The organism is Pseudomonas helvetica, assembly GCF_039908645.1.
Lineage (GTDB): Bacteria > Pseudomonadota > Gammaproteobacteria > Pseudomonadales > Pseudomonadaceae > Aquipseudomonas > Aquipseudomonas helvetica.
Map to the genome: position 1 here is coordinate 1,623,581 of NZ_CP150917.1, position 25,570 is coordinate 1,649,150.

Consider the following 25,570-nt stretch of genomic DNA (forward strand, 5'->3'; position numbering starts at 1 on the left):
GAGTGAGGCATATATTCATAGCCTCGTGGTAAGAAAACCCTCCATCAATCAGTGAAGAAATCGCTTCCAATAGGCAGGTTTGGCGGAAAAAGTAAAAAGATAGTGTGCTTGCATAAGGTTCAGAAAGATATGCTGACAGGGCCTCATGGTCTTGTTGCTCTAAAGCTAATAGGGCGCTGGAGATGCCGTGGTTAGTCAATGTCAAAAGTCTATTTTGCTCGCGCCGTGATATTTGTACTTCAGGTATGTAGAAGCTGTGCTTTACTAGAAGGCTCCAGTGTGCAGGCGATGTAGGGTGGAGAGTAAAGGAAATCTGCCCATGTGCTCGTCGTACACTATATGTTCTTCCTGGTAAGACGGCAGTACACCGCTGATCTTTTACGCGAAATATTACGCGCCGCTGATTAGAAGTGGATACTGCGTTGATGACCACGATCTCATCAAGGCGATGTATTACTTTGACGATTAGGTATATAGCCATTGGTCAGTCCACTATCAAACGCTGATTATAGAGATCGTTCCAGCGTTTCTGGGTTTTAAGAAGCTCCATTTTAAGTCTCTCATTCTCTGATAGGGCCTTCCGAAGGGAGATATTAAGTTTGCCTTGTTTCGGGTTGACGGAGAGCCAGGGAGAATTTGCTAATGCTGAGATATGTGTATTGAGAATGCCGACAATAACCCGCATTTCATCATGCCCGCGTCCGGGGTAAAAACACTGGCGAGTAACTCCCATGCGCTCGGCTAGCCATGTAAGATTCACCTCGCCGCTATGTAGCTTTAAGCCCTGGCCACTCTGCAGTATTTCAGCTACCAGCTTTTGGAGTTGTACGGCGTTTGGATTTTTAACCGGCATGCTTAGTATGATATTAATTAACGAGTCTGCGTCCATCTTTCCAGTCCAAATAGGTTTTGCAGTTCTTCACGATAGAAACGAGTTCTTCTTCCTCTGAGAAGGTTTCGTAGTTGTAAAGTGCGCCATCTTTGAATCGCAAGTTGTGTTGGCATTTTAATATGTCGTCAACAAGCATGCAGAGGCTGTCGAGGTCAAAAGTATTTGAATTCCCTTGCTTAGGAGTGATCGGCAGTAGTGCTAATTTATTGCTGGGCTGTTTAAGTTCCTTCTCCAGGATTGCCACTTTTCTCGAAAGTTCCTCGTTTCGGATGGTCAAGGCGTCAATTGAGTTTTCGCTGATTTCCGTTTTCTTGCTGTTGGAGACTAAGTCCTTAAGATATTTGTCTAAAAGTTTGCGGTGCTTGCCCGTAAGTTTCCGGAATATCGATGGGTCGAGATCCACATGTCTGCCAACTTCGATTGTGAGCTGGTTAATGGAGGGGAACGGCTCACCCCTTTTTAGCATGATTAAGCAACTCTCGACGTTTTTAAGCGTATTAGTGAGCTTGTTTGCTTGGTAGGCAGCGCAGTTAGGTATTCGCTTCATTAGAGCTTGTCGCTAAGTGCCAGAGTATTAGAATCAATGCGCTCAGCAATGTCGGCCAAAGACAAGCTCATCGTTTTCATGATTGAGAGTATCTGCCCAACATACCGATCTCGGTCGGAACCTTTAGAGAGTGCAAGTTTTAGCAGTTCAGGATTCTTAGCAATTTTTTCAATCATAAATGGATAGTTTGGTGACGTGAATTGAGGGTGGTCTTTGCTATCTAGCAGTTGAGCAATCACGCGTTGTGCAGGATTGTTCATATCGATTTCATGTGATTGATAGTTTTTCAAGTCGCGCATTCTAGTGATCAGAGTTGGATCTGACTTGTCCTGTTCGATGCGATTTTTCAGTGCTAGGCTAATGAGGTGATAACTACCTAGCTCGAGCTTCGTCACAGTAAGATCATGGTGTACGACTTCAACTTCATGCCTGTTTGCCTTGCTCGCTTTGAGGTCTTTAAGTTTGATCACTAATCCTTCGGATGCCCCAGCTAGTTTGCGGATTAAGCAGTTAATGGCAGGCAAATGGTCGATTCCAAAGACGGCAATAGGACAGAGTCCACACACCCTTGTTCTACCAGTGAAAGCTGTTAGTTTTTTTGGACAGTTGCCATTTTTAAGGCAGATGCAATTTGAATAAAAACCGACATCCGGATCTTTATCCGAGGCGATGATTTGCATGCCTGTCTTTTCATGTTCAACCATCGCAGAGGTAACGCTGATGAAGTTCTGGTCATGAGCCAGTTTTTTACGGTCTACGCTCCACCCGGAGGTGATTGCATTAGAATTCTCGTAGATGCTGGTTGCTGCAGGAGCCATTTGCGCCCAAGCACTACGCATCACAAGGTTATTGGATTCTGAGATCGCTTTGATGGATTCAGTAATATCAGGGATGGTGTAATAGTCCGTGGTGTATGGGTTTTTATGAGCAACTTGTTGTTGAGCCACTCGGACGTCAAGATGTCCGTAGATTCGGAAGTGGGTGAGCCATGTAGCCCTCAGGGAATGCGGCGTATGTATAGATTTCATTTGTCCATGTTTGTTATACGTGACAAACATGTGTTGGCGTTCCATAGGCACAAGACCGTTGTATGTATCCTGAATACCATAAAGCAGGAGTGTCCATTTTTCGGAGTAATTTGAGTCGGAAAAAGGCAGTCCGCTTCCATTCCAAGGGCTGCGGAAAAGCGTGTAAATTTCTCCATATTTCTTGGGGTCTTTTGGGTCATTTTCATAATAGGTGGGGAGCAGTGGATTCTTAAAGACCTCACGTTGAAAATGCCGCTCAGCAACCAGAGACTCCATGACTTCATCAGGAATCACAACCGGGCGATCTTGTCCGTCCTTGTCAGTATTTACATAGAGGATGCAAGAGTTAAATACTCTGTTTTCAGGTTTGCTAAGAAACTTGTCAAAAGTGTTGATGTCCAGCCACTGGCAGTTCTGAAGGCGCAAGCCGCCATGCAAGGCGATAGACAGCATTCTGACTACGCTGATCCAAGGCATGTAAACTTCTGTAGTGGCTGCCCCGTATAGGCTGGAATGCCAAGAATAAACATTGATTATACGATTTAATGAAATGGTGATTGCATCATCTTGGTCGTCCGGGTTTTTAATTTGGATAGTTTGGTTCAAGCCAAGCTCAGAGAGATTTATCCATTCTGCCTGCCTGACTTGATCAAGCCTTTCGCGGTTGAGTTGTCCTGTGAGTATTTGCTGTTGAAGTGTAATGCCAACTTCTTCCACAGCCTGTAGGTATGCTTTAGCTATTACTGTTGAGTCAATTGGAAGAGGTACTTTGTCGGTGCTTCCACGTGCGCCGCTACCAGAGCGATCAAGCAATAGACTGACTGGATTTTCGAAGCCTTTGTCGATCACCCATTCGTCGTCGGATTTTATTAACGCTTTGTTGGTGATAATTACCTCAAAAAATTCATGAATATTAGCCACGAAAGCTGCTTTGGTCTTGGCAGTATAGGTCATATCGTAGTGCTGAATAAGCGTGCCGGGGAGTTTTATCCCACTAAGCGAGTATTCCAAGCCAAATATGTTGTCATCTAAATCAGCTTGAGAGAGGGTGTTGTTCCAAAAAAGAACGCGCTCAAAATCGGATGGGCGCTCGGGGAAGCGTACAACTGTGTGTGGGTTTGCTTCGAACCACATCGGGAGATAGCAGAAAAGGTAGTCTAAAAGAAATGCAATGGCCCGCACTTTAGCTGCTCGCCATTTGGTTGAATGGCTCTGATTCTCCAAGTATGATAGATAATAATTTGCTGCGGCTAACCAATGTCTAGATTGTTTGTCAATGTCAACGTGGTGGCGGCCAGTATAATAATTGTTCTTCAGCCACTCAAAATTATTGGAGCTACGCTCTGGCCTTGGTATAAGCATAGAGTGTTGTTCAATGCTCAGTTCCTCTTTTGCTACCTGTTCCGCAATTGCTTTATCCTTGGCCTGCTGTCTAATCGCCTTTTTTTCTTGCGACCAGTTTGATTTGTAGGAACGCCTCGCACGCTCCCGCTGTTTTGGAGTCATCGCTACTGCGTCCTCAGGAGGGACTGCGAAATAATCCTTGAACTCGTCAACGCTCATTTTTGAGTCGTGAGCGGAAATTGATGCTGTTGATTTGGCTTGCAGGTACTGATGGTACTTTTCTAGATAATAGGCATCCCTTGGCGCTAATATTTTCGGGTGTTTGGCGGAAAAATTTTTGATCCAGGGAAGGTAACGAAAGTATTTCGGATCAGACAGACGGTTATCGCAGACGTCGGGTGCAGCGTCCCATAGCTCGCTAAAATTGACGTCCTCAGGACTGATCCAGTTAGTCCGGTACTGAAAAACTCTCGACACCCTGACTGTTTCTGGAAAGCCTTGCGAGTATTCGTAAACAAATCCCTTGCTAATTGGTTCTAGCGTAGGGAACTTTGCCCAAACCCCGCCAAGCTCAAATGTATAAGGAAGTGTTACTAACCCTTTTGACCAGAGAATCACAAACATGGTACGGATTGAGACTCTTAACCCTATTGCATCTTCAATAAAAGCGGGTTGGGTTCCAGTAAGCTTTTCGTAGATAGAGCGCGCACAAATATCATCATTCATATCGGTCACTGATAGCTCATACATCAAGTCTAGATCATTTTTCTTGATTTTTTTAAAGCTTTTCAGGTTTTTTAAAATAAAAAGAGAGAACCTGGCGCGGCCTTGCCGGTCGGTACTATTCACTGCTTGCTCTATTTTATTTCCATACTCGTTGCGCATTAATTTACATAGTGTGTCAAGGGCGTTGCAGACGTCATTTTGTATGTTAATACCTGGCGCTAAAATTATTTTTTCGGATGTATTAATCATGCAGCCATTCGCTCAGAAAGGTCATAGGCGAGCTCAGCGTAAACGGCTGACCTGATTTGGTCGATGTTAGGACTTTTACCCCATAAGGCTTTCATCCGCTCTGCAGCTTCGATTTCAGCGATTGCATTCTCTTCGCTGAGTCGAGCGTATTTTTCGGTAGACCTAATGTCTTTATGTCCCATTAAAAGTTTTATCTCTGGTAACGTAAGCCCTATCACGCGACGACCAGGTAGATACACAAAGTTTCTAGCCCAAACTCCGTAGAAGTGCCTCAAGCTGTGGGAGGTGTAGGGCGCATTAGACGCGGGAGAAATAGTTTCAAGATCGAGCTGAGCCTTTCTTAAGGCTCTGTTCAACTGTTTGTTTAACGAGTTCATATCTTTTGAAAGCAGAAGCGGTTCGCCATAAGTCTGTTTGCCGTCTGAGACGAACAGGTAGTCACTGTCGGTAGTGGGGCGTACATCAAAATAGTCGGCAAGGGATTCAAAAAAGATAGTCTTGAAAGGCTCGAACATTACTATGGTCGCAAGTGTTCTGCCTTTATAAGGGAGCTTTTTCGCTGCTTTTTCAGCGGCCGGGTTGCGATGGAAATTAGGGTCTTCGATCCGAACTGTTCGAGTATAAATATCTATATCTGATTTCCGAATTCCCCAAGCTTCGGAATGGCGCACTCCGCCAGCGGCAATCATGGCTGCAATGCATCGGTGCATTGGAGCTTCAATGTTATTCAGGAGATCGAGTACTTTTTCAGTGGGGAAATTGCGACTAGCCTGGGATCCCTTAACCTTTCCGCCGGGTATGCCGCCTAGGGCATAGGCATGAACGTCCTTGGGAGTATTGCCAAATGCGAGGGTGTGGCTGTGAATTTTGTCTATTTCCGACTTGGTGCGACGCCTGTTATCGGTTTGGGGCAGGGACACGACGTTAGCGAGCGCGTCGCTCTTGGTAAGGATCCGAACCAGTGAAGCCATGTCCTTGAGTTTCATTTGGCTGGTGCGAAGGAAATCGTTGACCCCTGCCAGATATGTCCGTGCACTTTTAGGCTTCACTGGTGTCTTTCCCAGCGCTTTAGCAGCCCGGCGAACTACGAAGTCGGTGCTGTTAACACCCTTTGTAAGAAAATCCCAGTAGAGGTTGATGGTTGTCTGAGCAGCTTCTGTTGGCATGGGTGGGCCACCCATTACGCCAGTTTCATAGCAGTAATCAAAAAAGCCAGCCGTTGCATGACAGTATTGGGGAGGCAATGATTCGGCGAACGCATGACCCACCTCCTTGGTTTTGTACGTCGCGTACCGGTTGAAGGCATCAATCGGACGACCTGTGGCTAATTCGTACAGACGCGGTGTGTTGTCCACCTGGATCAAGTAGACGTGCTTCACTGTGGCTTCCCCTTGGCTTTTTCACGGTGTGCGGGGGGGTGGATGATTGATTTAGGGGGCGGCACGATCGGATGACTTTTGGAAAAAACATTTTGCATATATTGACACGCTATTTTTTAAGTGATATAAATTCGTGCCGGATTTTACATGTGGTAGATTCTTTGTGGCTAATTCCTTTTTGGAATTGATGCGCTAGCGTACCTTGCGTTTATGTTCTATGCAGGTTTTCGACATTCGCTGCCCTTGGGATAGCGCTTCATGCACATGCGAGTCAGCAATCGTTTTTTGTCCTGCGCGTCCCTAATCAAATATACCTTGGGGTCGATAACTCCCCTCGTGCGTGCGTGCGTGCGTGCGTGCTAGCGAGCGGGCTCAGCGACTACGGGTAGTTTTTTGATTAGGGGGAGCAGCGAAGGCTTTCTGCGGGGCTGTGCAACCAGTCCACCCCAACGCTAAGTGCACAGTTGAACCAATTCTGCTCTCAGTCCCTACTTACAGGTGCCTACTCATCTGACCTGACCTGACCTGACCTGGCGTGCAGGTTTGGTGAGTAATGTCTGGGGTGCGCAGTACTAGCTCGTTTTGCTCCCTCAGTAGAGGCTTCCTTTATTCACAACGCAATGTGATCTGTGATGATCACTCAATGGTGGGTCAGTGGTGTTTAGGAAGTGGGCGAGCAGAGCAGGGGGGGGCAGAAGAATGGACTGACAGGAGAGGCCAAGAGGCCTTATTTACGGGGGGGAGGGAGGGGGAAGGTGGAGCGGGTAGAGGGAATCGAACCCTCAACTAAAGCTTGGGAAGCTTTCGTTTTGCCACTAAACTATACCCGCTTTACGCGTGTTTCTTTGCTCACAAAACGGGTTGTCCAATAAGAACCCTCGTTATCAGCTTGGGAAGCTGGAGTAATGCCATTATACGACACCCGCTCAGAGCGGCTGACTTTGTACCAGATGTGGCCGGGGATTTGAAGTTTTTCTTTAGCGGATCTGTGTTTACGTGGTTTTTTGCAGATTCGGGCGGGTAGGCGCATGCCTCGTCGGCAGCTGGGCTCAGCGCTAGCGATGGCGGTGGTACGCAGGGTTTGAAAGCGTGTTGCGGTCTGTCGCGGGCAAGCCTCGTTCCTACAGGTAATGCGTGTAGTCAGGAAGACGAGGTTGCTCGCGAGGACGCTGTTTCAAATGGCCAATGCATGGTGGTCCTGGGTGAAGTGGGAACGCGTTCGGCCTTCATGATGAGCCGGTTTCAGGAACCCCAGCAATGCGTGGCGGCTGTCTCGGCAGGCGGCTTTGTGCTCCATGTCGAGAAAGTGCCCGGTGGCCCGGATGGTGCTGAACGTGCTGTGTTGCACATGGCTGGCGAACAGGTGGGCATCGCTGGCGGCGGTGTACTCGTCCCATTCACCGTTCATGAACAGCACCGGCACGTCGATGTGCTTGGCCGCCTTGAGGTAGCACATACGATCGCTGTTGAGTACCTGGCTGATGTGGAAGTGCATTTGCCCGTATTCGTGTTCGGCCAAGGTGCTGACGTGACGATAGTTGAAGCGTTTGAACAGCGATGGCAGGTGCTTGCCGATGGTGTTGTTGACCAGGTGGCCGACACGGTCACGGTCGAGCTTGCCGAGGTAGTCGACACCGCGCTCCAGGTAATCGCGCATGTGCTCGTTGACCACTGGCGAGAACGAGCTGATCACGGCCTTTTCGATCCGGCGCGGGCGCTGCGCCAGAGCGATCATGGTGGCTGCGCCACCCCACGAGAATGACATCACGTGTTCCGCGGCAAAATGATCGATCAGCTCAAGGAGGATCTGTCCTTCGACTTCCTTGGTGAGCATTTTCTCGTGCCGATTGTGGGCTTTGGACTTGCCCGCGTAGGGCTGGTCGTACAGCACCACGTTGAATTGCGGGTGCAGGTTTTTCACGGTTTGTGCAAACGATGCAGTGGTGGCCATCGAGCCGTTGACCAGAATAATGGTCTTCTCTGCGGCGTCTGCGCGATAGAACTCCGTGTAAACCCGGTACTGACCTTGTATATCCAGCACAGCGATTTCTGGCCTCATGTCGTAAGACTCCTGGCAAGCGGGTATGCGCGCAATGAGATTGCACGAGCTTTGTGACAGGTAGGCATACGCCTGGAATTTTTGAGCCCATGTCGATCCGGTGGAGGCTGGTCGACGGGTATTGTTATTGGCGGGCAGTCTGTCGGGAGAGGTGGAATCTGCGAGGCGCTCTGCCGACAAAAAGTTTCTTAGAAGTATGTTATGACTTGCCGGTCACATTTCGGCCGACGTCCTGATTCAAGCAGGGGAGTGGTCATCGCGCAAGTGCAGTTTGTAAATTGTTCGACAACTTCTGCTCAGCGGTCGCTTGCTTCAGATCAGCTGGGTCTCTGTGGCGCTCAGCGGACGGTACTCACCCGGCCTCAATGTGTCATCGAGTACCAGCGGCCCCATGCGTTCGCGGTGCAGGCGCAAGACCTTGTTATCGAAGTGGCCAAACATCCGCTTCACCTGGTGATAACGGCCTTCGACGATACTCAATCGCGCAGATTTTTCGCCCAGCACTACCAGGTCCGCAGGCTGGGTGGTGAGGTCTTCAAAGGCGAAGTACAGGCCCTGGGCGAAGGTCTGTGCGTACTCTGGCGTTATCGGCTGTTCGGTTTCGACGTAGTAGACCTTCGGCAGTTTGGTCTGCGGTTGGGTCAGGCGCCGCGACCAGGAACCGTCGTTGGTGATCAGCATCAGCCCGGTGGTGTTGAAGTCCAGACGCCCGGCGATGTGCAGGTCATCCTTGTCAGGTTCAAGAATCAGGTCGAGGACAGTCGGGTGTTGCGGGTCGCGAGTGGCGCTGACACAACCTGGCGGTTTGTGCAGCATGAAGTAGCGCGGTGGTTTGCCGGCTTGCAGCACTTCGTCGTCGCACTCGACACGGCTGAACTCGCGGACTTCCCAATGTGGATCGCTGACGATCTGCCCGTCGACCCTGATCCGCTGTTCGACCAACAGCAAGCGCACCTGTTTGCGGTTGAAGCGGGGCAGGTTGCTGAGGAAGCGGTCAACGCGCATGACGGTCGGCAGATCGGAAAAGGGCGCGCATCTTACCCTATAGGGCTGCTCGCAGCTGCGACTCGACTTGAGCGCAGCTCGGGCACAGGCATGACTGGTCGCGCAGTTCGGCGGGCAACGCCAGCAGCACTGCCGGGTCGATAGCCACGGTGTAGCACCAGCAAGCCTGGTCGGCGGTTCGCGGATCGGCCAGGCTGCAATCGTTGCTGGCGCCGCAGGCCGGGCAGAGGTCTGGTTTATTCATCACTGGAGTGGGGCACTTCTGCGCAGGTTCGGTCAGGGTCGATAGGCTTGGCACGGTACATCGCCTGATCGTTGCGTGACAACAGGCTGTGCAAGTTGGGCGGGCCGCTGATCTGAAGTTCTGTGAAAGGAGGCACTTGGCGGTTGTGACAGAGTCTTAATCAATGTCAGCCGTTCAGTGTTCCGACTGGCAGCAATCCGCGTTTTCGGAATGTGCTGCCTGCGGTCCAGGAGGCCGCCATGTACCGTCGAATCTTGCTCAGTGGGTTGTTTGGCTTGAGTCTTTCCGCCTGTTTTTACTACGCAGAACCCGGCTATTACGGTCCAGAGGTGTACACCGCGCCGGCACCTTATTACTACGGCGGTTATTACTACGGCGGTTATTACTACAGGCCCTATTACTATGGTGGTTACTACTATGGCCCTCGCTATTACGGCGGTTATCGCCATTATTACCATGGTGACCATGACCATGACCGCGGGCGCGGGAGGGATCGCCACGAGCACGATTGACGCCAGGTAAGGCGAGCGGGCTCAATTGTTTTTCAATCCTTTCATTTCACGGCGCTTTGCGGGTAAAGGAAGCGCCGTTTTTCATGCCGGCTTCCAGCGGTCGAGAAGCGTTATTGGCTACGTGTTTAAATTTGTTTCTAAATCGCACCAGATTCCGATTTTGCTGTCAGATATTTCGTCAGTCAGATGAATTGGCTGCCGCTGACCAGCGTCGCTGGTATGGCTCATTCGCGGTCCAGGAGGCCGCCATGTATCGTCGACTTCTTCTCATTGCTTCATTGGGTTTGACGCTTTCTGCTTGTGTTCCCTATTACGACGAAGGTCCCGGTAATTACGGCCCTCAGGTCTATACCTCGCCGGCGCCGACCTATTACTACGGAGGTGGATCCTATTACTCCGCACCGCCTGCGCGTTACTACGAGCCAGCTCCGCGTTACTACTCGCCGCCGCGCTACTACCAGCCAGCGCCGCGTTATTACCAGGCAGCACCGCGAGTCGAGTACCGCGTTTACCAGAACCGTGGCTGGGATGACCGCGACCGCCATGGCTGGGGTCATCGCGAAGAGGGTGGCCATGGTCGCCGGGAATGGGATGATCGGGGGCATCGTGACGGGCGTGATCACGACAGACAGGGTGACCGTGATGGTCGCGATGGCCGCCGCAATTGGGACGGCCACCGTTAAGCCTTGCAACGATCAAGCGGCGCATTCAGCGCCGCTTTTTTTATGCCCGGATTTCAATAACCCGACAAATCTGCCAGCGGATGCCGACCTTCCCAGACCTTATGGAAATGCGCCTGGACTACCGCTTCAGGTATCGCGTTGATGTCCGGCCAATGCCAGTGCGGCTTCTGGTCCTTGTCGATCAAGCGCGCACGAACACCTTCGCTGAATTCCGGGTGCCGGCAGCAGTTCAGGCTCATGGTGTATTCCATCTGGAATACCTCGGCCAATGACAGGTGCCGAGCACGCTGGATTTGCTCCCAGACCAGATGAGCCGTCAGTGGGCAGCCCTCGTGCAGGTTTTTTGCCGCGCGGGCCAGCAGCAAGTCGCGGTGATCACGCAACAGACTGATGGCGCGCCAGGCACAGCGTACATCGCTGACATCCAGCAACTCATCAATCTGCTGGCGTCGTGGCAACCATTGCGCCTCGGGCATTTGTCCGACGGCTTCCTGTTGCAAGGCCTTGAGCAGGCTGTTGAGCTGCATTGGCGTTTGTTCCTGCCAATTCAATTGCAGCAGACCTTCGATAAGCTCCTCCTGCTGTTCATCCCGCAAGAAGCGGTCAGCCAGGTCCAGGTCAATGGCGTCGCGTGCGTTCATCTGCGCGCCGGTCAAACCAAGAAACAGGCCGAGCTTGCCGGGTAATCGTGACAAAAACCAACTGGCGCCAACATCCGGGTACAGGCCGATACTGATTTCGGGCATGGCCAGGCGGCTGCTCGGGGTGACGATGCGAATGCTCGCGCCTTGCAGCAACCCCAGGCCGCCACCGAGAACGTAACCATGGCCCCAGCAGATCAGCGGTTTAGGGTAGGTGTGCAAGCGAAAATCAAGGCGATATTCCGCCGAGAAAAATTGTGCGGCCAAGGGCGGAACCTCACCGGGATGGGCTCTACAGGCCTCTACCAGGTTGCGCACTTCACCGCCGGCGCAAAACGCCTTGGCGCCGTTACCGCGTAACAGCACGCAGACAATCTGCGGCTCTTTGGCCCAGGCCTCCAGTTGATCGTTCAAGGCTCTGATCATCGGCAGCGAGAGGGCGTTCAGGGATTTTTCGGCATCCAGGCTGGCGATGCCGATGCGTGCGCCGTCCGTGCCGGTGAGTTCTTCGAAGTGCAGATTCATTTTGACCTCGATGACTGAATTGAACGTTCAGTATGATCGCTGTACGAGAAAGTGCTGGATCTGCGTCAGATCAATTGACAAGCGCGGTGGGCTTTCCTAGGGTTCGCCCCATTGAATTCTCGGGTGTAACCATGACTGTTGAAGACCGTATCAAACTCGAACCGAGCTGGAAGGAAGCACTGCGTGCCGAATTCGACCAGCCTTACATGGCTGAGTTGCGCGAGTTTCTGCGGCAGGAAAACGCCGCAGGCAAGGAAATCTATCCGCCGGGACCGATGATCTTCAACGCCCTCAATTCGACGCCGCTGGACAAGGTCAAAGTGGTGATTCTCGGCCAGGACCCATACCACGGCCCGGGTCAGGCCCATGGCTTGTGCTTCTCGGTGCAACCGGGTGTACCGGCGCCACCGTCGCTGGTGAACATCTATAAAGAGTTGAAGCGCGACCTGAACATCGACATCCCGAACCACGGTTACCTGCAAAGCTGGGCCGACCAGGGCGTGCTGATGCTCAACACCACCATGACCGTGGAGCGGGCCAATGCCAACGCCCATGCGGGCAAGGGCTGGCAGCACTTTACCGATCGGATTATCGAGGTGGTCAGCGAACATCAGCCCCATCTGGTGTTTTTGCTGTGGGGTGCTCATGCACAGAGCAAACAGAAACTGATCGATGCGACCAAACATCTGGTGCTGACGTCGGTGCACCCGTCGCCGCTGTCCGCTTACCGTGGATTCCTCGGTTGCGGGCATTTCAGCCGTGCCAACAAGTATCTTGAACAGAATGGCGAGACACCGATCGACTGGCGGTTGCCACCGGTCTGAAACGACGCGAAAGTGAAGGGGAGCGGCTTTTGTGGTGAGGGGGCTTGCCCCCGTTGGGTCGCGAAGCGGCCCCAAAACCAGCCACTGCATTTTGTCAGACACACCACAGACATATGGTTTACGACTGCTACGCAGCCGAACGGGGGCAAGCCCCCTCGCCACAGGTGATCAACTCAGGTGTCATCCGGCAACCGGTCCCAATACCTGAACAACGGCTCCGCCAGAAACAGCACGAACAACAACCGCATCACTTGCATCGCTGTGACCAACGGCACTGACAGTTGCAAGGTTTCAGCGGTCAGGCTCATTTCTGCAATGCCGCCAGGCATCATGCCCAGAGTCAGTGAGCGCAGGTCCAGTTGGGTCAGGGCACTCAGTCCCAGCGCCGCCAGTGTGGCGATCAGCATGGTCAGCGCCGTACCGATCAGGGTCCGGCCCATGAACGATGGTGCGCGACGGAAGAACTGCCGATTGAAGTGACAGCCCAGGCCACTGCCGATCAGCCATTGGCCGATCTGACTGCCGCCGTGGGGCAGCCCGATGTGTAAATCCCAGCCGATGCTCACCGCCGCACTCACCAGCAACGGGCCAAACAGCCAGGGGTTGGGCTGGCGCAACCGTTGCCAGATCCAGGCGAGCAGGGCACCGGCCGGAAACAACACCGCCAGCCAGCGCCAATCGACGCTGGCCGGATGCAGTTGTGGGGCGCCGTCGCCAAGCAAGTATTTGAAGGCTGCCGGTACACAGAGCACCACCACCAGCACCCGAAGACTTTGCCCTGCCGCCACCCGGCTGAGCACGGCGCCATTGCGTGCGCCAAGGTTGACCATTTCACCGGAGCCGCCCGGCATGCTGGAGAAAAATGCAGTGGCGCGATCCTCGCCGGTGCGCCGCAGCAACCAGACCCCGACCACTGCCGACAGGCTGGTGACCAGCGCCCCGAAGAAGATCAGGCCAAAGTGGCGCATGACCTGCTCGATCACCAGCGGGGTGAAGTGCAGGCCAATGCCGATGCCGACAATCCACTGGCCGCATTTACGCCCGCCAGGAATTTCCGCCAATTGCCAGGGTGTCAGGCAGCGCACCAGGATGATCGCCAGCAACGAGCCGACCATCCATGGCAGCGGCCAGCCGATCTGGCTGGCGAGGTACCCGCCCAGCAGACCGACCAGCGGTGTTCCCCACCAGCTTTTGAAAGGCCGATCAGACATCGGCGATTGCACGCCGCGCCACGGAACGTTTGCGCCAGATGCGCAGGATAGGCATCAGCAGCATGATCGCCGTCAGCACCCAGACACCGAACGTAATCGGGCTTGACCAGAGGATTTCCAGCGCACCGTTGGAAATCGACAGCGCACGGCGCAGGTTCTGTTCCATCAAGCCGCCGAGAATGAACCCCAGTAGAACTGGCGACAACGGGAAATCCAGCTTGCGCAGGATGTAGCCGAAGATGCCGATGCCGATCATCAGGAACAGGTCGAAGGTCGTCGCGTGCACGGCGTAGACGCCGATCCCGGTAATGATCGCGATCACCGGCACCAGTGCCCAGTTCGGCACGGCAAGGATGCGGGTGAAGATGCGGATCATCGGGATATTGAGGATCACCAGCATGACGTTGGCGACGAACAACGAGGCGATCAGGCCCCAGACGATGTCCGGTTGCTGTTGGAACAACAGCGGCCCCGGGGTGATGTTGTACAGCGACAGGGCGCCGATCATCACCGCCGTGGTGCCCGAACCCGGTACGCCGAGGGTCAGCATCGGCACCAACGCGCCGCAGGCAGCACCGCCGATGGCGGTTTCCGGCGCCGCGAGGCCACGTTTGTCGCCTTGGCCGAAGGTGCCGCTGGCGCCGGCGATGCGTTTCTCGGTCATGTAGGCAACGGCACTGGCCAGCGTCGCACCGGCACCCGGCAACACGCCCATGATGAACCCCAGAACGCCGCAACGGATGTTCACCACGAACACCGAGGCGGCTTCCTTGAAGTTGAACATCATCCGCCCGGTGGCTTTCACGGCTTCCTGGCCGTGATGGGTTTTTTCCAGCAGCAAGAGGATTTCGCTGATGGAGAACAGACCCAGCACCAACACCACGAATTGAATACCGTCGGTGAGGTGGATGTTGTCTCCAGTGAAACGGTACACGCCGCTGTTGGCGTCGATCCCGACGCACGACAGAAACAACCCGATCAGCGCGGCAATAAAGGTTTTCAGCGGTCGATCACCGGCCATGCCACCGAGGCAGACAATGGCGAAGACCATCAGCACGAAGTATTCCGCAGGGCCGAAAGCGATGGCCCATTTCGCCAGCAGCGGGGCGAACAGCACCATGCCGCAGGTGGCGATGAATGCGCCGATGAACGAGCTCCAGGCCGACAACGACAGTGCCACCCCGGCCATGCCCTGGCGAGCCATCGGGTAGCCGTCGAGAGTGGTCATGACCGTCGACGCTTCGCCCGGAATGTTCAGCAGAATCGAGCTGATCCGTCCGCCGTATTCGCAGCCCAGGTAGACGGCAGCCAAGAGGATCAGCGCGGACTCCGGTGGCAGGCCGAGGGCGAACGCAATCGGTATCAACAACGCCACGCCGTTGATCGGCCCAAGACCCGGCAACAAGCCGACCACGGTGCCGATCAGGGTGCCGCACAACGCGGTGACCAGGTTGTAAGGAGTCAGTGCGACGCCAAAACCCTGGCCGAGGTAGTTAAGGGTATCCATATCAGTTCTCCAGAACGTCGAGCAGGCCCAACGGCAGTGGCACGTCCATCAACCGGTCGAACAGCATGTACAGACCGACGCTCATCAAGCTGATGATCACCACGCTCGGCAACCAGCGGCCACCGTACAAACGGGCCATCGGTACGCCGATGAGGATGCTCGAAACAATGAACCCGAGCGGTTCGAAGGTTCCGGCGAACACCAGCAGTAGAACGACACAGATACCGATCTTGGTCAGGGTTTCGCGGTCCAGTGGCGGCTCGTCTTCACTGTGTTTGATCGGCGCAGGGCGAAACACCATGTACAGCAGTGCCACGCCCATCAAGCCGAGCATCAACAACGGAAAGGCTCTGGGGCCGACGGGTTCATAGGAAAATGCCGCTTGATACGGCCAGGCCATCAGTGCCAGGCCAAGACAGGCCAGTAACAGCACCGAGGCAAAAATGCGTTGTAAGAGCATGACAAACTCCTGGGCCAGCCCCTTGATGCGCAAGGGGCTGGCCGCGTAACAGAGGCGATTACTGAATCAGGCCGAACTCTTTGGCCAGCAGTTTGTAGTCCGCTACCTGCTTCTTCACGTAGGTGTCCAGCTCTGGCCCGGTCATGGCGAACGGGAACAGTTCACGCTGATCGCGCAGTTTGGCGAAGTCTTCAGAGGCCAGCAGTTTGTCGAAGGCGTTTTTCCACCAGGCATATTCCGCATCGCTGACTTTTGGCCCGAGGTAGAAACCCCGAACCACTGGCCAGACGATGTCGTAGCCTTGCTCTTTGGCGGTCGGAATATCCTTCATTTCCGGCTCGTCCAGACGCTCGTTGGCGAACACGGCCAGCAGGCGCATGTCACCGCTCTGGATGTGCGGCATGGAGTCGGAGATGTCGGTGCTGCCGACCTGGATGTGACCACCGAGCAGCGCCGTAGCAATTTCACCGCCGCCTTCGAGGGCGACGTAGCGCAGGTCACGCGGGTTGATCCCGGCGGCCTTGGCAATCAGCGCGGTTTGCATCCAGTCCTGACTGCCCACCGTGCCGCCGGAACCGATCACTACTTTGCTCGGGTCTTTCTTCAACGCCTGAACAAGGTCGTCAAGGTTCTTGTAGGGCGAGTCGCTTTTCACCGCGATGGCACCGTAGCTGGTGCCCACCGCTGCCAGCCAGCGCACGGCGTTTTCGTCGAAGCGACCGAACTTGCCTTGGGCCAGGTTCAGCAGCGAGCCGCTGGACCAGGCCACCAGCGTGCCGGCATCGGCTGGGCGCTGGGCGACGACGGCGTTGTAAGCCACCGCGCCGACACCGCCGGGCATGTAGGTCACGCGCATCGGTTTGGTCAGGATTTTTTCGTTCACCAGCGCGCTTTGCGCCAGTTTGCAGGTCAGGTCGAAGCCTCCGCCGGGGGATGCCGGGGCAATGCATTCCGGGCGCTTGGGCTCGCCGGCCACATCGGCCAGCAGTGGGCCGGCGAACAGCAGGCAGCTGGCGGCTAATGCAACTTTACGCAGTGATAAGTCCATTTTTCGTCTCCACAGGAGTTGTTGTTGTGTAGGAGCTGTCGTTTGTTGAATCAATTACCAAAGGGCAACGCTGTAGCTCACCAGCAAACGCACTTCATCAGCGTCACGGGCAGAGTAGTTGGAGCGGTAGGTGGCATTGCGCAGACGCACGGCGACGTCCTTGAGGGCACCACTTTGCACCACGTATTTGATCTCGGTATTGCGTTCCCACTCTTCGCCGGTGGCGCCGTTTTTCAGCTTGATGTTGTCACCGCTGATGTAACGGGTCATGAAGCTCAGGCCCGGAACCCCGAGCTTGGCGAAGTCGTAGTCGTAACGCGCCTGCCAGGAGTGTTCTTCGGCGCCTGCAAAGTCGTTGATCTGCACGAAGTTGACCAGATACGGGTCGGCACCATCGACATACGGGAAGGCGCTGTCGCCGGACATGTGCTGATAACCGGCGGTGAGTTTATGCCCGCTCAAGGCATAACTCACCAGGCCGTTGAGGGATTTGTTGTCGATCTTGCCGCCACGGGCCTGGCCCTGGTCATTGCTGATGGCCAGCCGCAGGTCGGTGGCAAAAGTGCCCGGACCGAACGGTTGCGAGGCGACCAGGCCAAGGAAATGCTGGTTGTACACCTCGCCCAGTTGAGCGAAGTGGTAACTGCCGGTGATCTTGTCGGTGAACTTGTAGTCGACACCGCCGAAATCGAAATGCGTGCCGGGCACGGTGCCGGCGAAACGGCTGTTCTTGTTGTTGAGGGCGATGTCCTCGAAATCGGTGCTGTCGCGGTCCTTGGCTTTATCGAGGCGCCCGCCGGTGAAGGTCAGGTTCTTGATTTCCTTTGAAGTCACCAGGCCGCCTTCAAAGGTCTGCGGCAGAATTCGCCCATCGTTGGGCTTGAGGGTCGGCAATTCAGGTATCAGGCTACCGACTTTGAGCTCGGTAGCAGAGATCTTCATTTTGCCGGTCAGGCCAAGTTTGGAGTACTCATTGGCGGCACGCCCGTCATCGTGGGTTGGCAGCAAGCCGGTGCCGGTGCGGTCGGGGCTGGAATCGAGCTTGACCCCGAGCATGCCCAGCGCGTCGACACCAAAACCCACGGTGCCGTCGGTGTAGCCTGACTGCACGTTGAGCATGAAGCCCTGGGCCCATTCGTCACGCTTGGACTGTTGAGCACTGGTGCCACTGCGAAAGTCGCGGTTGAAGTACATGTTACGGGTTTCGAGGGTCGCGCTACTGTCTTCGAAGAAGGCAGCCTGGCTGACAGGCGAAAAGCCGGCGAGGGCGGCGGCACTGGCGAGAGCGGTGGAGGCGAGGCGGGAAAAACGCGCAGGCGGGCAAGCCTGAGGCTGTGTGGACAGCATGCTGAAATACTCCATTTATTGTTCTTATTTGACGAAAACGCTTCGAGGCGTTTTTCGGTTGCAGCGCTTCATGGTCACGGCAGTCGAAACTGTCCGTGGCTGGACTCTAACGGGCTAACCTTTCTCCAACCTTTCAGCAGACTTTCATTGTTTTCGGTCTTCACAGAGGCGGATGCGGCTGTAAACTCCGCGCCAAAGAATGGCGTCGACCATCCCCGAACGAGGTAAAAAACCATGCGTGTTCTTCTCGTCGAAGACCATCTGCAGTTGGCCGAAAGTGTCGCCCAAGCGCTCAAGAGCACCGGTTTGACCGTCGATGTGCTGCACGATGGGGTAGCTGCCGACCTGGCCTTGAACAGCGAGGAGTACGCGGTGGCGATCCTTGATGTCGGCCTGCCGCGCATGGATGGTTTCGAGGTGCTGGCGCGTTTGCGCAGCCGTGGTAAGAACTTGCCAGTGCTGATGCTGACGGCCCGCAGCGACGTCAAGGACCGGGTTCACGGGCTCAACCTTGGCGCCGATGACTACCTGGCCAAACCCTTTGAACTGACCGAGCTGGAAGCGCGGGTCAAGGCGCTGTTGCGGCGCAGCGTACTCGGCGGCGAGCGTCAGCAACGTTGTGGTGTGTTGGTGTATGACCTGGACACTCGGCGCTTCACCCTCGGCGATGAGCTGCTGACCCTGACTTCCCGTGAGCAAGCGGTGCTCGAGGCGTTGATCGCGCGCCCTGGGCGGGTGATGAGCAAGGAGCAGTTGGCCTCCCAGGTGTTTGGTCTGGACGAAGAGGCCAGCCCTGACGCCATCGAAATCTACGTCCACCGTTTGCGCAAGAAACTCGACGGCCATGCAGTCGCAATTGTGACCTTCAGGGGGCTCGGTTACCTGCTGGAAGCCCGCGATGCATAAGCCTGGCAGTCTGCGCTGGCGGCTACTGTGGAACCTCGCACTGCTGCTGGTGGTGCTGATGATCGCCAGCGGTTTGAGTGCCTACTGGAATGGTCGCGAAGCGGCCGACACGGCGTATGACCGGACCTTGCTGGCCTCGGCGCGAACCATCGCCGCCGGGCTTTCCCAGCGCGATGGCAGCCTCAGCGCCGATGTGCCTTACGTGGCGCTGGATACATTCGCCTACGACAGCGCCGGACGCATTTACTACCAGGTCAACGACATCCATCAGCAGCTGATTTCCGGTTACGAAAACCTGCCCGGACCACCGCCAGGCACGCCGCGAACCGACGATTATCCAGCGCTGGCGCGGTTTTATGACGCCATTTACCAAGGGCAGAACGTGAGGGTAGTGAGCCTGCTCAAGCCGGTGACCGAACCGAACATGAATGGCATGGCGGAAATCCGCGTAGCGGAAACCGACGAGGCCCGCGTCCGCATGGCTCGCAGCCTGATGACCGATACCTTGCTGCGTCTGGGCCTGCTGGCAGTGGGGGCGTTGCTGTTGGTGTGGTTTGCGGTGAGCGCAGCACTGCGCCCAATCGAGCGTTTGCGCACGGTGGTGGAGGAGCGGCAATCGGATGACCTTCGGCCTTTGCCACTGGTAGAAGTGCAGCGTGAATTGTGGCCGCTGGTACGCGCGCTTAACCACTTTACCGAGCGCTTGCGCGGGCAGTTCGAGCGTCAGGCGCAGTTCATCGCCGATGCCGCCCATGAGTTGCGAACGCCGTTGGCGGCTCTTAAAGCAAGGCTCGAATTAGGACTGCGGGCGGGCGAGCCGCAAATCTGGCGAAATACGTTGGAGAGCGCCGCTCAGGGCACCGATCGGCTGACTCATCTGGCGAATCAATTGCTCTCGCTTGCACGCGTCGAGAACGGTGCGCGGGCGATTGCCGAGGGTGGGGCGCAGTTGCTCGATTTGAGTCAGCTGGCTCGTGAACTGGGCATGGCCATGGCGCCGTTGGCCCACGCGCGGGGCGTCGCGTTGGCGTTGGAGGCTGAGGAACCGGTGTGGCTGCGCGGCGAACCAACGCTGTTGAATGAACTGCTGAGCAATCTGGTGGATAACGCCTTGGCTCACACGCCCCCCGGCGGCAACGTGATCTTGCGCGTCAGTGCGCCCGCGGTGCTGGAGGTCGAGGATGATGGGCCGGGGATTCCGCTTGAGGAGCGCGACCGGGTGTTTGAACGCTTCTACCGGCGTAATCAGCAGGTGGCGGGTTCAGGCCTGGGCCTGGCGATTGTCGGTGAAATCTGCCGCGCCCATCTGGCCCAGATCAGCCTGCACGATGGCGCGCAACGTGGGTTGAAGGTTCGGGTCAGTTTTATCGCCGGGTAGGGCTGATTACCTGCGAGCGAAACACAACACCTGTGGCGAGGGGGCTTGTCGGAACGCCGCACCGCCCCGTTCGGCTGCGAAGCAGTCGTAAAATCGGCTGAGTCGTTGATTCAGATAAAACGCGGTGACCATCTTGGGACCGCTTCGCGCTCCAGCGGGGGCAAGCCCCCTCGCCACAGACGCCCCTCTGCAGTGATCAATAAAACATCGATCGTGACTCATCCAGATCGCTGCACATTGCCGTGTTCTCCGGATCAATCCCCAGTTTCTTGAACGCCGGCACGTTGAGCACGTCAATTCTGGACAACGGATGATCGGTGTCCTTGTGGCAATACAGGCTGGCGATCTGCACCAGATCGACATAATCGACCTGCTCGGACTGACGCTTGAAGTCCAGATACAGCCCCGGCAGTTTCACCAGCATTTCCGGAAACTCCCAGACCTGCAGCAGCTTGTCACCGAGCAGCGGATGAATGTGTTCGATCACATGGTTGAGGCTGACCGGATCTGACAGCAGCTCGTAGTGGTCTTCGGCATAGGTCAGAATTGGCAGCACGCCGATCTGATGCACCAGCCCGCCAAGGGCCGCCTGATCCGGTTTCAATTGGGTATGAGTGCGGCACAGTGCATAGCTGACACCGGCGATTTCCAGGCTCTTGCGCCAGACTTCGCGCATCTTCTGTTCCACCACCTCGGAGCGGGCGTGGAAAATCTGTTCCATGACCAGACCGATAGCCAGGTTGCTGCTGTAATTGATGCCCAGTCGGGTGATTGCCGTGTGCAGGTCTGTCACTTCCTGAGCCGCACGCAGCAACGGACTGTTGACCACTTTGATCAGCCGCGCGGACAACGCGGTGTCGCGGCCGATGACTTTGCTCAGGTCGGCGACGCTGATTTCCGGGTCTTCGGCGGCCTTGCGAATCTGCAGGGCCACTTCCGGTAACGTTGGCAGAACCAGGTCATCGTTATCGATGGCCTCAACCAAATCCTGTTGGACCTTTTCCGCCAGCTCGCTCATTTAGTTTCTCTAGGGTATTGCAAAAAAATGCTGCAATTAACGCTGGATCTCGAGGTCACGATCCAGTTGGTAAGGCAGGTCGAGCAGGTGCAGGGCCGGGCCCTCCAGGGCGCCAAGATGCACGTCGCCACTGTCCGCGGCTTCGGCTTGCAGCACCGCCAACAGCTCGATGTTCTGTTCGGCATGAGCGGCAATCACCACTTCACCGATGGAGCTGCCGTGGGTTGGGGAAAACAGTGCGGTGCCTGGCTCGGGCAGCTCGGTGGCGTCGAGTTGCAGGCGATACAGCCGACGCTTGAGCTTGCCCAGGTACTGCATGCGCGCGACGATTTCCTGGCCGGTGTAGCAACCTTTCTTGAAGCTCACGCCGCCTACCGCTTGCAGGTTGAGCATTTGCGGAATGAACAGCTCGCGGGTTTGCGGCATGACCTGGCCGATGCCGGCGCGGATCTGCCCGAGCAGCCACTGGTTCAGGTCGCCTTCAGGCAGCAATGCGGCCAGCGAGTTGCGCAAGGTGCCGGCCTGACTGGCCGCCGCCCAGAGTTCGACGCGATCGGATGACACTCGAATGGCAATCAGACCGCCTGCGCGGGCAACTGCGCCGTCTTCCCGGGGAAGCGCCAGGCCCAGGCCGGACAGGACGGCTTCCGAGTGCTGCAGGCCAAAGCGAACCCAGTCAGCGCTTTCGTCGGTCAGCTTGGATTTGGAGAACACCGCGTACTTTTTCAGGTCCGCCAACTGTGGCTCCAGCAACTCGCTGGCCATCGCCAACAGGACCCCATCACCTTCCAGCAGGATGCGAAAACTCGACTGCATGCGGCCTTTTTGGGTGCAGCGTGCACCGAGGCTGGCGTGGGTGTCGCTCAGGTAATTGAGGTTGCAGGTCAATTGTCCCTGAAGGAACTTGCTGGCGTCGGAGCCGCGAACGGCGAGTACGCCTTCATGGGACAAGGTGCAGAAAAAAGCAGAATCAGCCATGGGTCATCGCAGGGTAAAGAGTCTGGAGCACATCATAAGGGGGCGCCCTTGAAATGGGTAGTTCACAAAGGTTCGAACGTGCCCGACCAAAGCCGACTGTTCGACGGGGATTGGGGCTGTATACTTGCGCTCTATTTGAGGAGCGCTCCATGGTCGAAGATGTTGAACTGAATCGCCTCTACTGGCACAGCCGCCGCGGCATGCTCGAGCTTGACGTGTTGCTCGTGCCGTTTGTCAAAGAGGTTTATCCGCACCTCAACGATGTCGATCGCGAGTGCTACCGCAAACTGCTCGAATGCGAAGATCAGGACATGTTCGGCTGGTTCATGGAACGCGCCGAGTCGGAAGACCCTGAGCTGCAGCGCATGGTTCGCATGATTCTGGACCGTGTCCAACCCAAGTGAGAGTGTCCTGTCTCACAGTGACTGTTTCTTTTTGACGGCGTCTGTTGTCGCCATGCCGCGTTGCCGCTCCTCGCCATAGCGGGCTATGACTCGTCGCGGCGCCTTGCCTGGCAACAATAGCCACTCGCCAAAAGAGAAACGTAACTGTGAGAAAGGACACCCAGTTTGAGTGCCGCTGGCATGCCTCGCGGCAATTGCTGGCGGCTTATCTTCTCGCCCAGCTGTTCGCGCTGGGTTCGCTGTTGCTGCTCTCTATGCCGCTATGGGCCAGCTTGCTCGGCATTGCGCTGTGCGCGGTTCACGGTTTTTGGGTGTTGCCGCGACAGATTCTGCTGACGCACCCGCAGGCATTTCGCGGCTTGCGCCGGGACGCCGATGGTTGGCAATTGTGGAATCAGGCGTCGGGTTGGCAAGCTGTGCAATTACGTCCAGACAGCCTGGCGCTACCGTTGGTCGTCGTGTTGCGTTTTCGTCTGCGCGGCGAGCGGCGGGTCCGGGCGATCTGTGTGCCGCGTGATGCGCAGGCGGCGGATGTTCACCGACGCCTGCGGGTCCGGCTCAAGTTCAGTCGGCGTAGGTGGGCGGCACCAGAATAGTGTCCAGTGCTTCTGGCAGCATGTTCGGGTAATCGAGGGTGTAATGCAGGCCGCGACTTTCCTTGCGCTCCATGGCTGAGCGAATCATCAGTTCTGCCACCTGGGCCAGATTACGCAGTTCGATCAAATCCCGGCTGACCTTGTAGTTGCTATAGAACTCGTCGATCTCGTCCAGCAGCAGGCGCACGCGATGCTGGGCGCGTTGCAGGCGTTTGTTGGTGCGCACGATGCCCACGTAGTCCCACATGAACCGCCGAAGCTCATCCCAGTTGTGCGCAATGATCACGTCTTCGTCAGAGTCGGTGACCTGGCTGGCGTCCCAGGCGGGCAGGGTGCTCGGAATCTCGACTTGAGGCAGTTGTTCAAGAATGTCTGCTGCCGCCGAACGGGCATAGACGAAACACTCCAGCAGCGAGTTGCTGGCCATGCGGTTGGCGCCGTGCAGGCCGGTGAAGCTGGTTTCGCCAATCGCATACAGGCCTGGCACGTCGGTACGACCGTGTTGGTCGACCATGACACCACCGCAGGTATAGTGCGCAGCCGGAACCACCGGGATCGGCTGCTTGGTGATGTCGATGGAGAATTCCAGGCAGCGTTCGTACACCGTCGGGAAGTGCGACTTGATGAAAGATGCAGGTTTGTGGCTGATGTCCAGATAGACGCAGTCGATACCCAGGCGCTTCATTTCATGGTCGATTGCCCGGGCAACGATGTCCCGTGGCGCCAGCTCGGCACGCGGGTCAAAACGCGGCATGAAGCGTTCGCCGTTCGGCAGTTTCAAATGTGCGCCTTCACCGCGCAGGGCTTCGGTAATCAGGAAGCTTTTGGCTTGTGGGTGGTAGAGGCAGGTGGGGTGGAACTGGTTGAACTCCAGATTCGCCACCCGGCAGCCCGAACGCCAGGCCATGGCAATGCCGTCGCCGCAGGCGCCATCCGGGTTGCTGGTATAGAGGTAGACTTTCGCGGCTCCGCCGGAGGCGAGGATCACGAACCGCGCGCCATAGGTATCGACTTCGCCAGTGCCGCGATTGAGCACATAGGCGCCAAGGCAGCGATCACCTTCCAGGCCCAGGCGTTTTTCGGTGATCAGATCAACGGCGACCCGTTGCTCCAGCAACTCGATGTTCGGCCGTTGCCGTGCTTGATCAAGCAACGTATTGAAAATCGCGGCGCCTGTGGCGTCGGCGGCATGAATAATGCGCCGATGGCTGTGACCGCCTTCGCGGGTCAGGTGAAACTCGAAACCGCCGTCTTCAGTGCCGGACTGTTCATCGCGGGTGAATGGTACGCCCTGATCGATCAACCATTGAATGGCTTCGCGGCTATGCTCGACGGTAAAACGCACGGCGTCTTCGTGGCACAGGCCCCCGCCAGCGTTGAGCGTGTCATCGACGTGGGATTCAACGGTATCGGTGTCATCCAGCACGGCAGCGACACCACCCTGGGCCCAGTACGTCGAACCGTTGGCGAGGTTGCCTTTGCTCAGTACGGCAATGCGCAAATGATCGGGCAAGGTCAATGCCAGACTCAAACCGGCAGCGCCGCTGCCAATCACCAGAACATCGTGTTGAAACTGTTGGCTCATTTCAGGATTCCGCTCAAAGCGACCCGGGTCGGGGTTGGCGCAAGACACCTGAATCGGCGAGTCGAGACAGCCACACAGCGCACTAGTATATAGAGGGGTGGATCGGCACAATAGTCGGGCCTACGTGGCAATGTGAAACTACTGTGACGGAAAAGGTAGAGGGCCGTGTAGGGCAATTTACACGCGGGATCGACGATAAGACAGCCTGATCGCCGATGAAGCGCTGTTTTTCGCCGCGTGGTCATACATTATTCGTCTCGCGCGACTATAAAGCTTGGGAACTTTGCAAGGCGTCCAAGCTCAATAGAAGGTTGCCTGAAACAAGGAACAGCGTCGGCTTCACGCAGGATTTGTGTTTTGGTCATTGCGGGTGGATTCGACGAAAAGATTATTCGCGCAGCCGGCCCAGCCCGTGCTGCGTCTTTCGTGTGTGCCAAATCAGAGCGCGCAGGAAACTTGCTTGGAGGGGGAGAA

The 25,570-nt window shown here is 56.0% G+C and carries 23 protein-coding genes and 1 tRNA gene; 7 read left to right on the forward strand and 17 right to left on the reverse strand.

Translation table 11 applies throughout. From position 1 onward, the window contains the following. Positions 1–484: 484 nt before the first annotated feature. The 8 genes from AABM55_RS07375 to AABM55_RS07410 all read right to left on the reverse strand — a co-directional run bounded on the left by AABM55_RS07375 (position 485) and on the right by AABM55_RS07410 (position 9,473). Positions 485–889 carry a hypothetical protein gene (locus AABM55_RS07375; protein ID WP_347929215.1) on the reverse strand — a complete coding sequence of 135 codons (405 nt, stop codon included), beginning with the start codon at positions 887–889 and terminating at the stop codon, positions 485–487. Next, complete coding sequence (locus AABM55_RS07380) at positions 867–1,439, reverse strand: hypothetical protein (protein ID WP_347929216.1); 573 nt, start codon at positions 1,437–1,439, stop codon at positions 867–869. Before AABM55_RS07380 ends, AABM55_RS07375 begins: the two co-directional genes overlap by 23 nt. After that, positions 1,439–4,786, reverse strand: a complete 3,348-nt coding sequence (locus AABM55_RS07385) for a hypothetical protein (RefSeq protein ID WP_347929217.1) — start codon at positions 4,784–4,786, stop codon at positions 1,439–1,441. The genes AABM55_RS07380 and AABM55_RS07385 overlap by 1 nt, the downstream gene beginning before the upstream one ends. After that, positions 4,783–6,165 (reverse strand): site-specific integrase, encoded by a 1,383-nt coding sequence (locus AABM55_RS07390; protein WP_347929218.1) that lies wholly within the window; start codon positions 6,163–6,165, stop codon positions 4,783–4,785. The genes AABM55_RS07385 and AABM55_RS07390 overlap by 4 nt, the downstream gene beginning before the upstream one ends. A 756-nt stretch (positions 6,166–6,921) precedes the next feature. After that, positions 6,922–6,995, reverse strand: a tRNA-Gly gene (locus tag AABM55_RS07395). 344 nt (positions 6,996–7,339) lie between these two features. Beyond that, positions 7,340–8,224 (reverse strand): alpha/beta fold hydrolase, encoded by an 885-nt coding sequence (locus tag AABM55_RS07400; RefSeq protein ID WP_054596091.1) that lies wholly within the window; start codon positions 8,222–8,224, stop codon positions 7,340–7,342. Between the two features lie 312 nt (positions 8,225–8,536). Beyond that, a complete protein-coding gene (locus AABM55_RS07405) occupies positions 8,537–9,229 on the reverse strand; it encodes a pseudouridine synthase (RefSeq protein ID WP_347929219.1) in 693 nt (230 codons plus the stop codon). Between the two features lie 37 nt (positions 9,230–9,266). Beyond that, the gene (locus tag AABM55_RS07410; RefSeq protein ID WP_054596093.1) at positions 9,267–9,473 is read right to left on the reverse strand and encodes a cysteine-rich CWC family protein; all 207 of its coding nucleotides are present in this window, start codon (positions 9,471–9,473) and stop codon (positions 9,267–9,269) included. Positions 9,474–9,712: 239 nt separating this feature from the next. On the opposite strand from AABM55_RS07410, the gene AABM55_RS07415 reads away from it, so the two are divergent. Further along, a complete protein-coding gene (locus AABM55_RS07415; protein WP_347929220.1) occupies positions 9,713–9,985 on the forward strand; it encodes a hypothetical protein in 273 nt (90 codons plus the stop codon). Positions 9,986–10,233: 248 nt separating this feature from the next. Beyond that, a complete protein-coding gene (locus AABM55_RS07420; protein WP_347929221.1) occupies positions 10,234–10,668 on the forward strand; it encodes a hypothetical protein in 435 nt (144 codons plus the stop codon). A 53-nt stretch (positions 10,669–10,721) separates the two neighbouring features. On the opposite strand, the gene AABM55_RS07425 is transcribed toward AABM55_RS07420, so the two are convergent. After that, on the reverse strand, positions 10,722–11,834 hold the full coding sequence (locus AABM55_RS07425) for an enoyl-CoA hydratase/isomerase family protein (RefSeq protein ID WP_347929222.1): 1,113 nt from the start codon (positions 11,832–11,834) through the stop codon (positions 10,722–10,724). Between the two features lie 131 nt (positions 11,835–11,965). Between AABM55_RS07425 and ung the strand changes: the two genes are divergently transcribed. Next, a complete protein-coding gene (gene ung / locus AABM55_RS07430) occupies positions 11,966–12,658 on the forward strand; it encodes a uracil-DNA glycosylase (protein ID WP_054596097.1) in 693 nt (230 codons plus the stop codon). A gap of 173 nt (positions 12,659–12,831) precedes the next feature. Here the strand turns inward: ung and AABM55_RS07435 are convergent, their stop codons facing one another. The 5 genes from AABM55_RS07435 to AABM55_RS07455 are packed head-to-tail and all read right to left on the reverse strand — an operon-like array spanning position 12,832 to position 18,231. Beyond that, the gene (locus AABM55_RS07435) at positions 12,832–13,869 is read right to left on the reverse strand and encodes an AbrB family transcriptional regulator (RefSeq protein ID WP_347929223.1); all 1,038 of its coding nucleotides are present in this window, start codon (positions 13,867–13,869) and stop codon (positions 12,832–12,834) included. After that, positions 13,862–15,376 (reverse strand): tripartite tricarboxylate transporter permease, encoded by a 1,515-nt coding sequence (locus tag AABM55_RS07440; RefSeq protein ID WP_347929224.1) that lies wholly within the window; start codon positions 15,374–15,376, stop codon positions 13,862–13,864. Before AABM55_RS07440 ends, AABM55_RS07435 begins: the two co-directional genes overlap by 8 nt. Before the next feature lies 1 nt (position 15,377). Continuing rightward, a complete protein-coding gene (locus AABM55_RS07445; protein ID WP_054596100.1) occupies positions 15,378–15,836 on the reverse strand; it encodes a tripartite tricarboxylate transporter TctB family protein in 459 nt (152 codons plus the stop codon). Between the two features lie 58 nt (positions 15,837–15,894). Next, positions 15,895–16,884 carry a tripartite tricarboxylate transporter substrate binding protein gene (locus tag AABM55_RS07450; protein ID WP_054596101.1) on the reverse strand — a complete coding sequence of 330 codons (990 nt, stop codon included), beginning with the start codon at positions 16,882–16,884 and terminating at the stop codon, positions 15,895–15,897. Between the two features lie 54 nt (positions 16,885–16,938). After that, positions 16,939–18,231: an OprD family porin gene (locus AABM55_RS07455; protein WP_054598260.1), complete on the reverse strand. Its 1,293-nt coding sequence runs from the start codon at positions 18,229–18,231 to the stop codon at positions 16,939–16,941. A gap of 234 nt (positions 18,232–18,465) precedes the next feature. Here AABM55_RS07455 and AABM55_RS07460 point away from each other — a divergent pair, with 234 nt between their 5' ends. Both AABM55_RS07460 and AABM55_RS07465 read left to right on the forward strand, forming a co-directional pair. Further along, complete coding sequence (locus tag AABM55_RS07460; protein WP_019692544.1) at positions 18,466–19,137, forward strand: response regulator; 672 nt, start codon at positions 18,466–18,468, stop codon at positions 19,135–19,137. After that, positions 19,130–20,515, forward strand: coding sequence for a sensor histidine kinase (locus AABM55_RS07465; protein ID WP_103319998.1), 1,386 nt, complete (start codon positions 19,130–19,132; stop codon positions 20,513–20,515). The genes AABM55_RS07460 and AABM55_RS07465 overlap by 8 nt, the downstream gene beginning before the upstream one ends. 196 nt (positions 20,516–20,711) lie before the next feature. Here the strand turns inward: AABM55_RS07465 and AABM55_RS07470 are convergent, their stop codons facing one another. Beyond that, positions 20,712–21,533, reverse strand: a complete 822-nt coding sequence (locus AABM55_RS07470; RefSeq protein ID WP_054596103.1) for an HDOD domain-containing protein — start codon at positions 21,531–21,533, stop codon at positions 20,712–20,714. 36 nt (positions 21,534–21,569) lie between these two features. Then, positions 21,570–22,511, reverse strand: coding sequence for a folate-binding protein YgfZ (locus tag AABM55_RS07475; protein WP_347929225.1), 942 nt, complete (start codon positions 22,509–22,511; stop codon positions 21,570–21,572). 149 nt (positions 22,512–22,660) lie between these two features. Here AABM55_RS07475 and AABM55_RS07480 point away from each other — a divergent pair, with 149 nt between their 5' ends. Both AABM55_RS07480 and AABM55_RS07485 read left to right on the forward strand, forming a co-directional pair. Continuing rightward, a complete protein-coding gene (locus tag AABM55_RS07480) occupies positions 22,661–22,915 on the forward strand; it encodes a succinate dehydrogenase assembly factor 2 (protein WP_019692540.1) in 255 nt (84 codons plus the stop codon). A 146-nt stretch (positions 22,916–23,061) separates the two neighbouring features. After that, complete coding sequence (locus AABM55_RS07485; protein WP_103319993.1) at positions 23,062–23,511, forward strand: protein YgfX; 450 nt, start codon at positions 23,062–23,064, stop codon at positions 23,509–23,511. Here the strand turns inward: AABM55_RS07485 and nadB are convergent. Then, positions 23,480–25,096, reverse strand: coding sequence for an L-aspartate oxidase (nadB, locus tag AABM55_RS07490; RefSeq protein ID WP_054596106.1), 1,617 nt, complete (start codon positions 25,094–25,096; stop codon positions 23,480–23,482). The genes AABM55_RS07485 and nadB overlap by 32 nt on opposite strands. Between the last annotated feature and the right edge of the window lie 474 nt (positions 25,097–25,570).

Coding starts and splice junctions, on each gene's coding strand:
- AABM55_RS07375 (WP_347929215.1), bottom strand. CDS start 889: ATGGACGCAGACTCGTTAATTAATATCATACTAAGCATGCCGGTTAAA.
- AABM55_RS07380 (WP_347929216.1), bottom strand. CDS start 1,439: ATGAAGCGAATACCTAACTGCGCTGCCTACCAAGCAAACAAGCTCACT.
- AABM55_RS07385 (WP_347929217.1), bottom strand. CDS start 4,786: ATGATTAATACATCCGAAAAAATAATTTTAGCGCCAGGTATTAACATA.
- AABM55_RS07400 (WP_054596091.1), bottom strand. CDS start 8,224: ATGAGGCCAGAAATCGCTGTGCTGGATATACAAGGTCAGTACCGGGTT.
- AABM55_RS07405 (WP_347929219.1), bottom strand. CDS start 9,229: ATGCGCGTTGACCGCTTCCTCAGCAACCTGCCCCGCTTCAACCGCAAA.
- AABM55_RS07410 (WP_054596093.1), bottom strand. CDS start 9,473: ATGAATAAACCAGACCTCTGCCCGGCCTGCGGCGCCAGCAACGATTGC.
- AABM55_RS07415 (WP_347929220.1), top strand. CDS start 9,713: ATGTACCGTCGAATCTTGCTCAGTGGGTTGTTTGGCTTGAGTCTTTCC.
- AABM55_RS07420 (WP_347929221.1), top strand. CDS start 10,234: ATGTATCGTCGACTTCTTCTCATTGCTTCATTGGGTTTGACGCTTTCT.
- AABM55_RS07425 (WP_347929222.1), bottom strand. CDS start 11,834: ATGAATCTGCACTTCGAAGAACTCACCGGCACGGACGGCGCACGCATC.
- ung (WP_054596097.1), top strand. CDS start 11,966: ATGACTGTTGAAGACCGTATCAAACTCGAACCGAGCTGGAAGGAAGCA.
- AABM55_RS07435 (WP_347929223.1), bottom strand. CDS start 13,869: ATGTCTGATCGGCCTTTCAAAAGCTGGTGGGGAACACCGCTGGTCGGT.
- AABM55_RS07440 (WP_347929224.1), bottom strand. CDS start 15,376: ATGGATACCCTTAACTACCTCGGCCAGGGTTTTGGCGTCGCACTGACT.
- AABM55_RS07445 (WP_054596100.1), bottom strand. CDS start 15,836: ATGCTCTTACAACGCATTTTTGCCTCGGTGCTGTTACTGGCCTGTCTT.
- AABM55_RS07450 (WP_054596101.1), bottom strand. CDS start 16,884: ATGGACTTATCACTGCGTAAAGTTGCATTAGCCGCCAGCTGCCTGCTG.
- AABM55_RS07455 (WP_054598260.1), bottom strand. CDS start 18,231: ATGCTGTCCACACAGCCTCAGGCTTGCCCGCCTGCGCGTTTTTCCCGC.
- AABM55_RS07460 (WP_019692544.1), top strand. CDS start 18,466: ATGCGTGTTCTTCTCGTCGAAGACCATCTGCAGTTGGCCGAAAGTGTC.
- AABM55_RS07465 (WP_103319998.1), top strand. CDS start 19,130: ATGCATAAGCCTGGCAGTCTGCGCTGGCGGCTACTGTGGAACCTCGCA.
- AABM55_RS07470 (WP_054596103.1), bottom strand. CDS start 21,533: ATGAGCGAGCTGGCGGAAAAGGTCCAACAGGATTTGGTTGAGGCCATC.
- AABM55_RS07475 (WP_347929225.1), bottom strand. CDS start 22,511: ATGGCTGATTCTGCTTTTTTCTGCACCTTGTCCCATGAAGGCGTACTC.
- AABM55_RS07480 (WP_019692540.1), top strand. CDS start 22,661: ATGGTCGAAGATGTTGAACTGAATCGCCTCTACTGGCACAGCCGCCGC.
- nadB (WP_054596106.1), bottom strand. CDS start 25,096: ATGAGCCAACAGTTTCAACACGATGTTCTGGTGATTGGCAGCGGCGCT.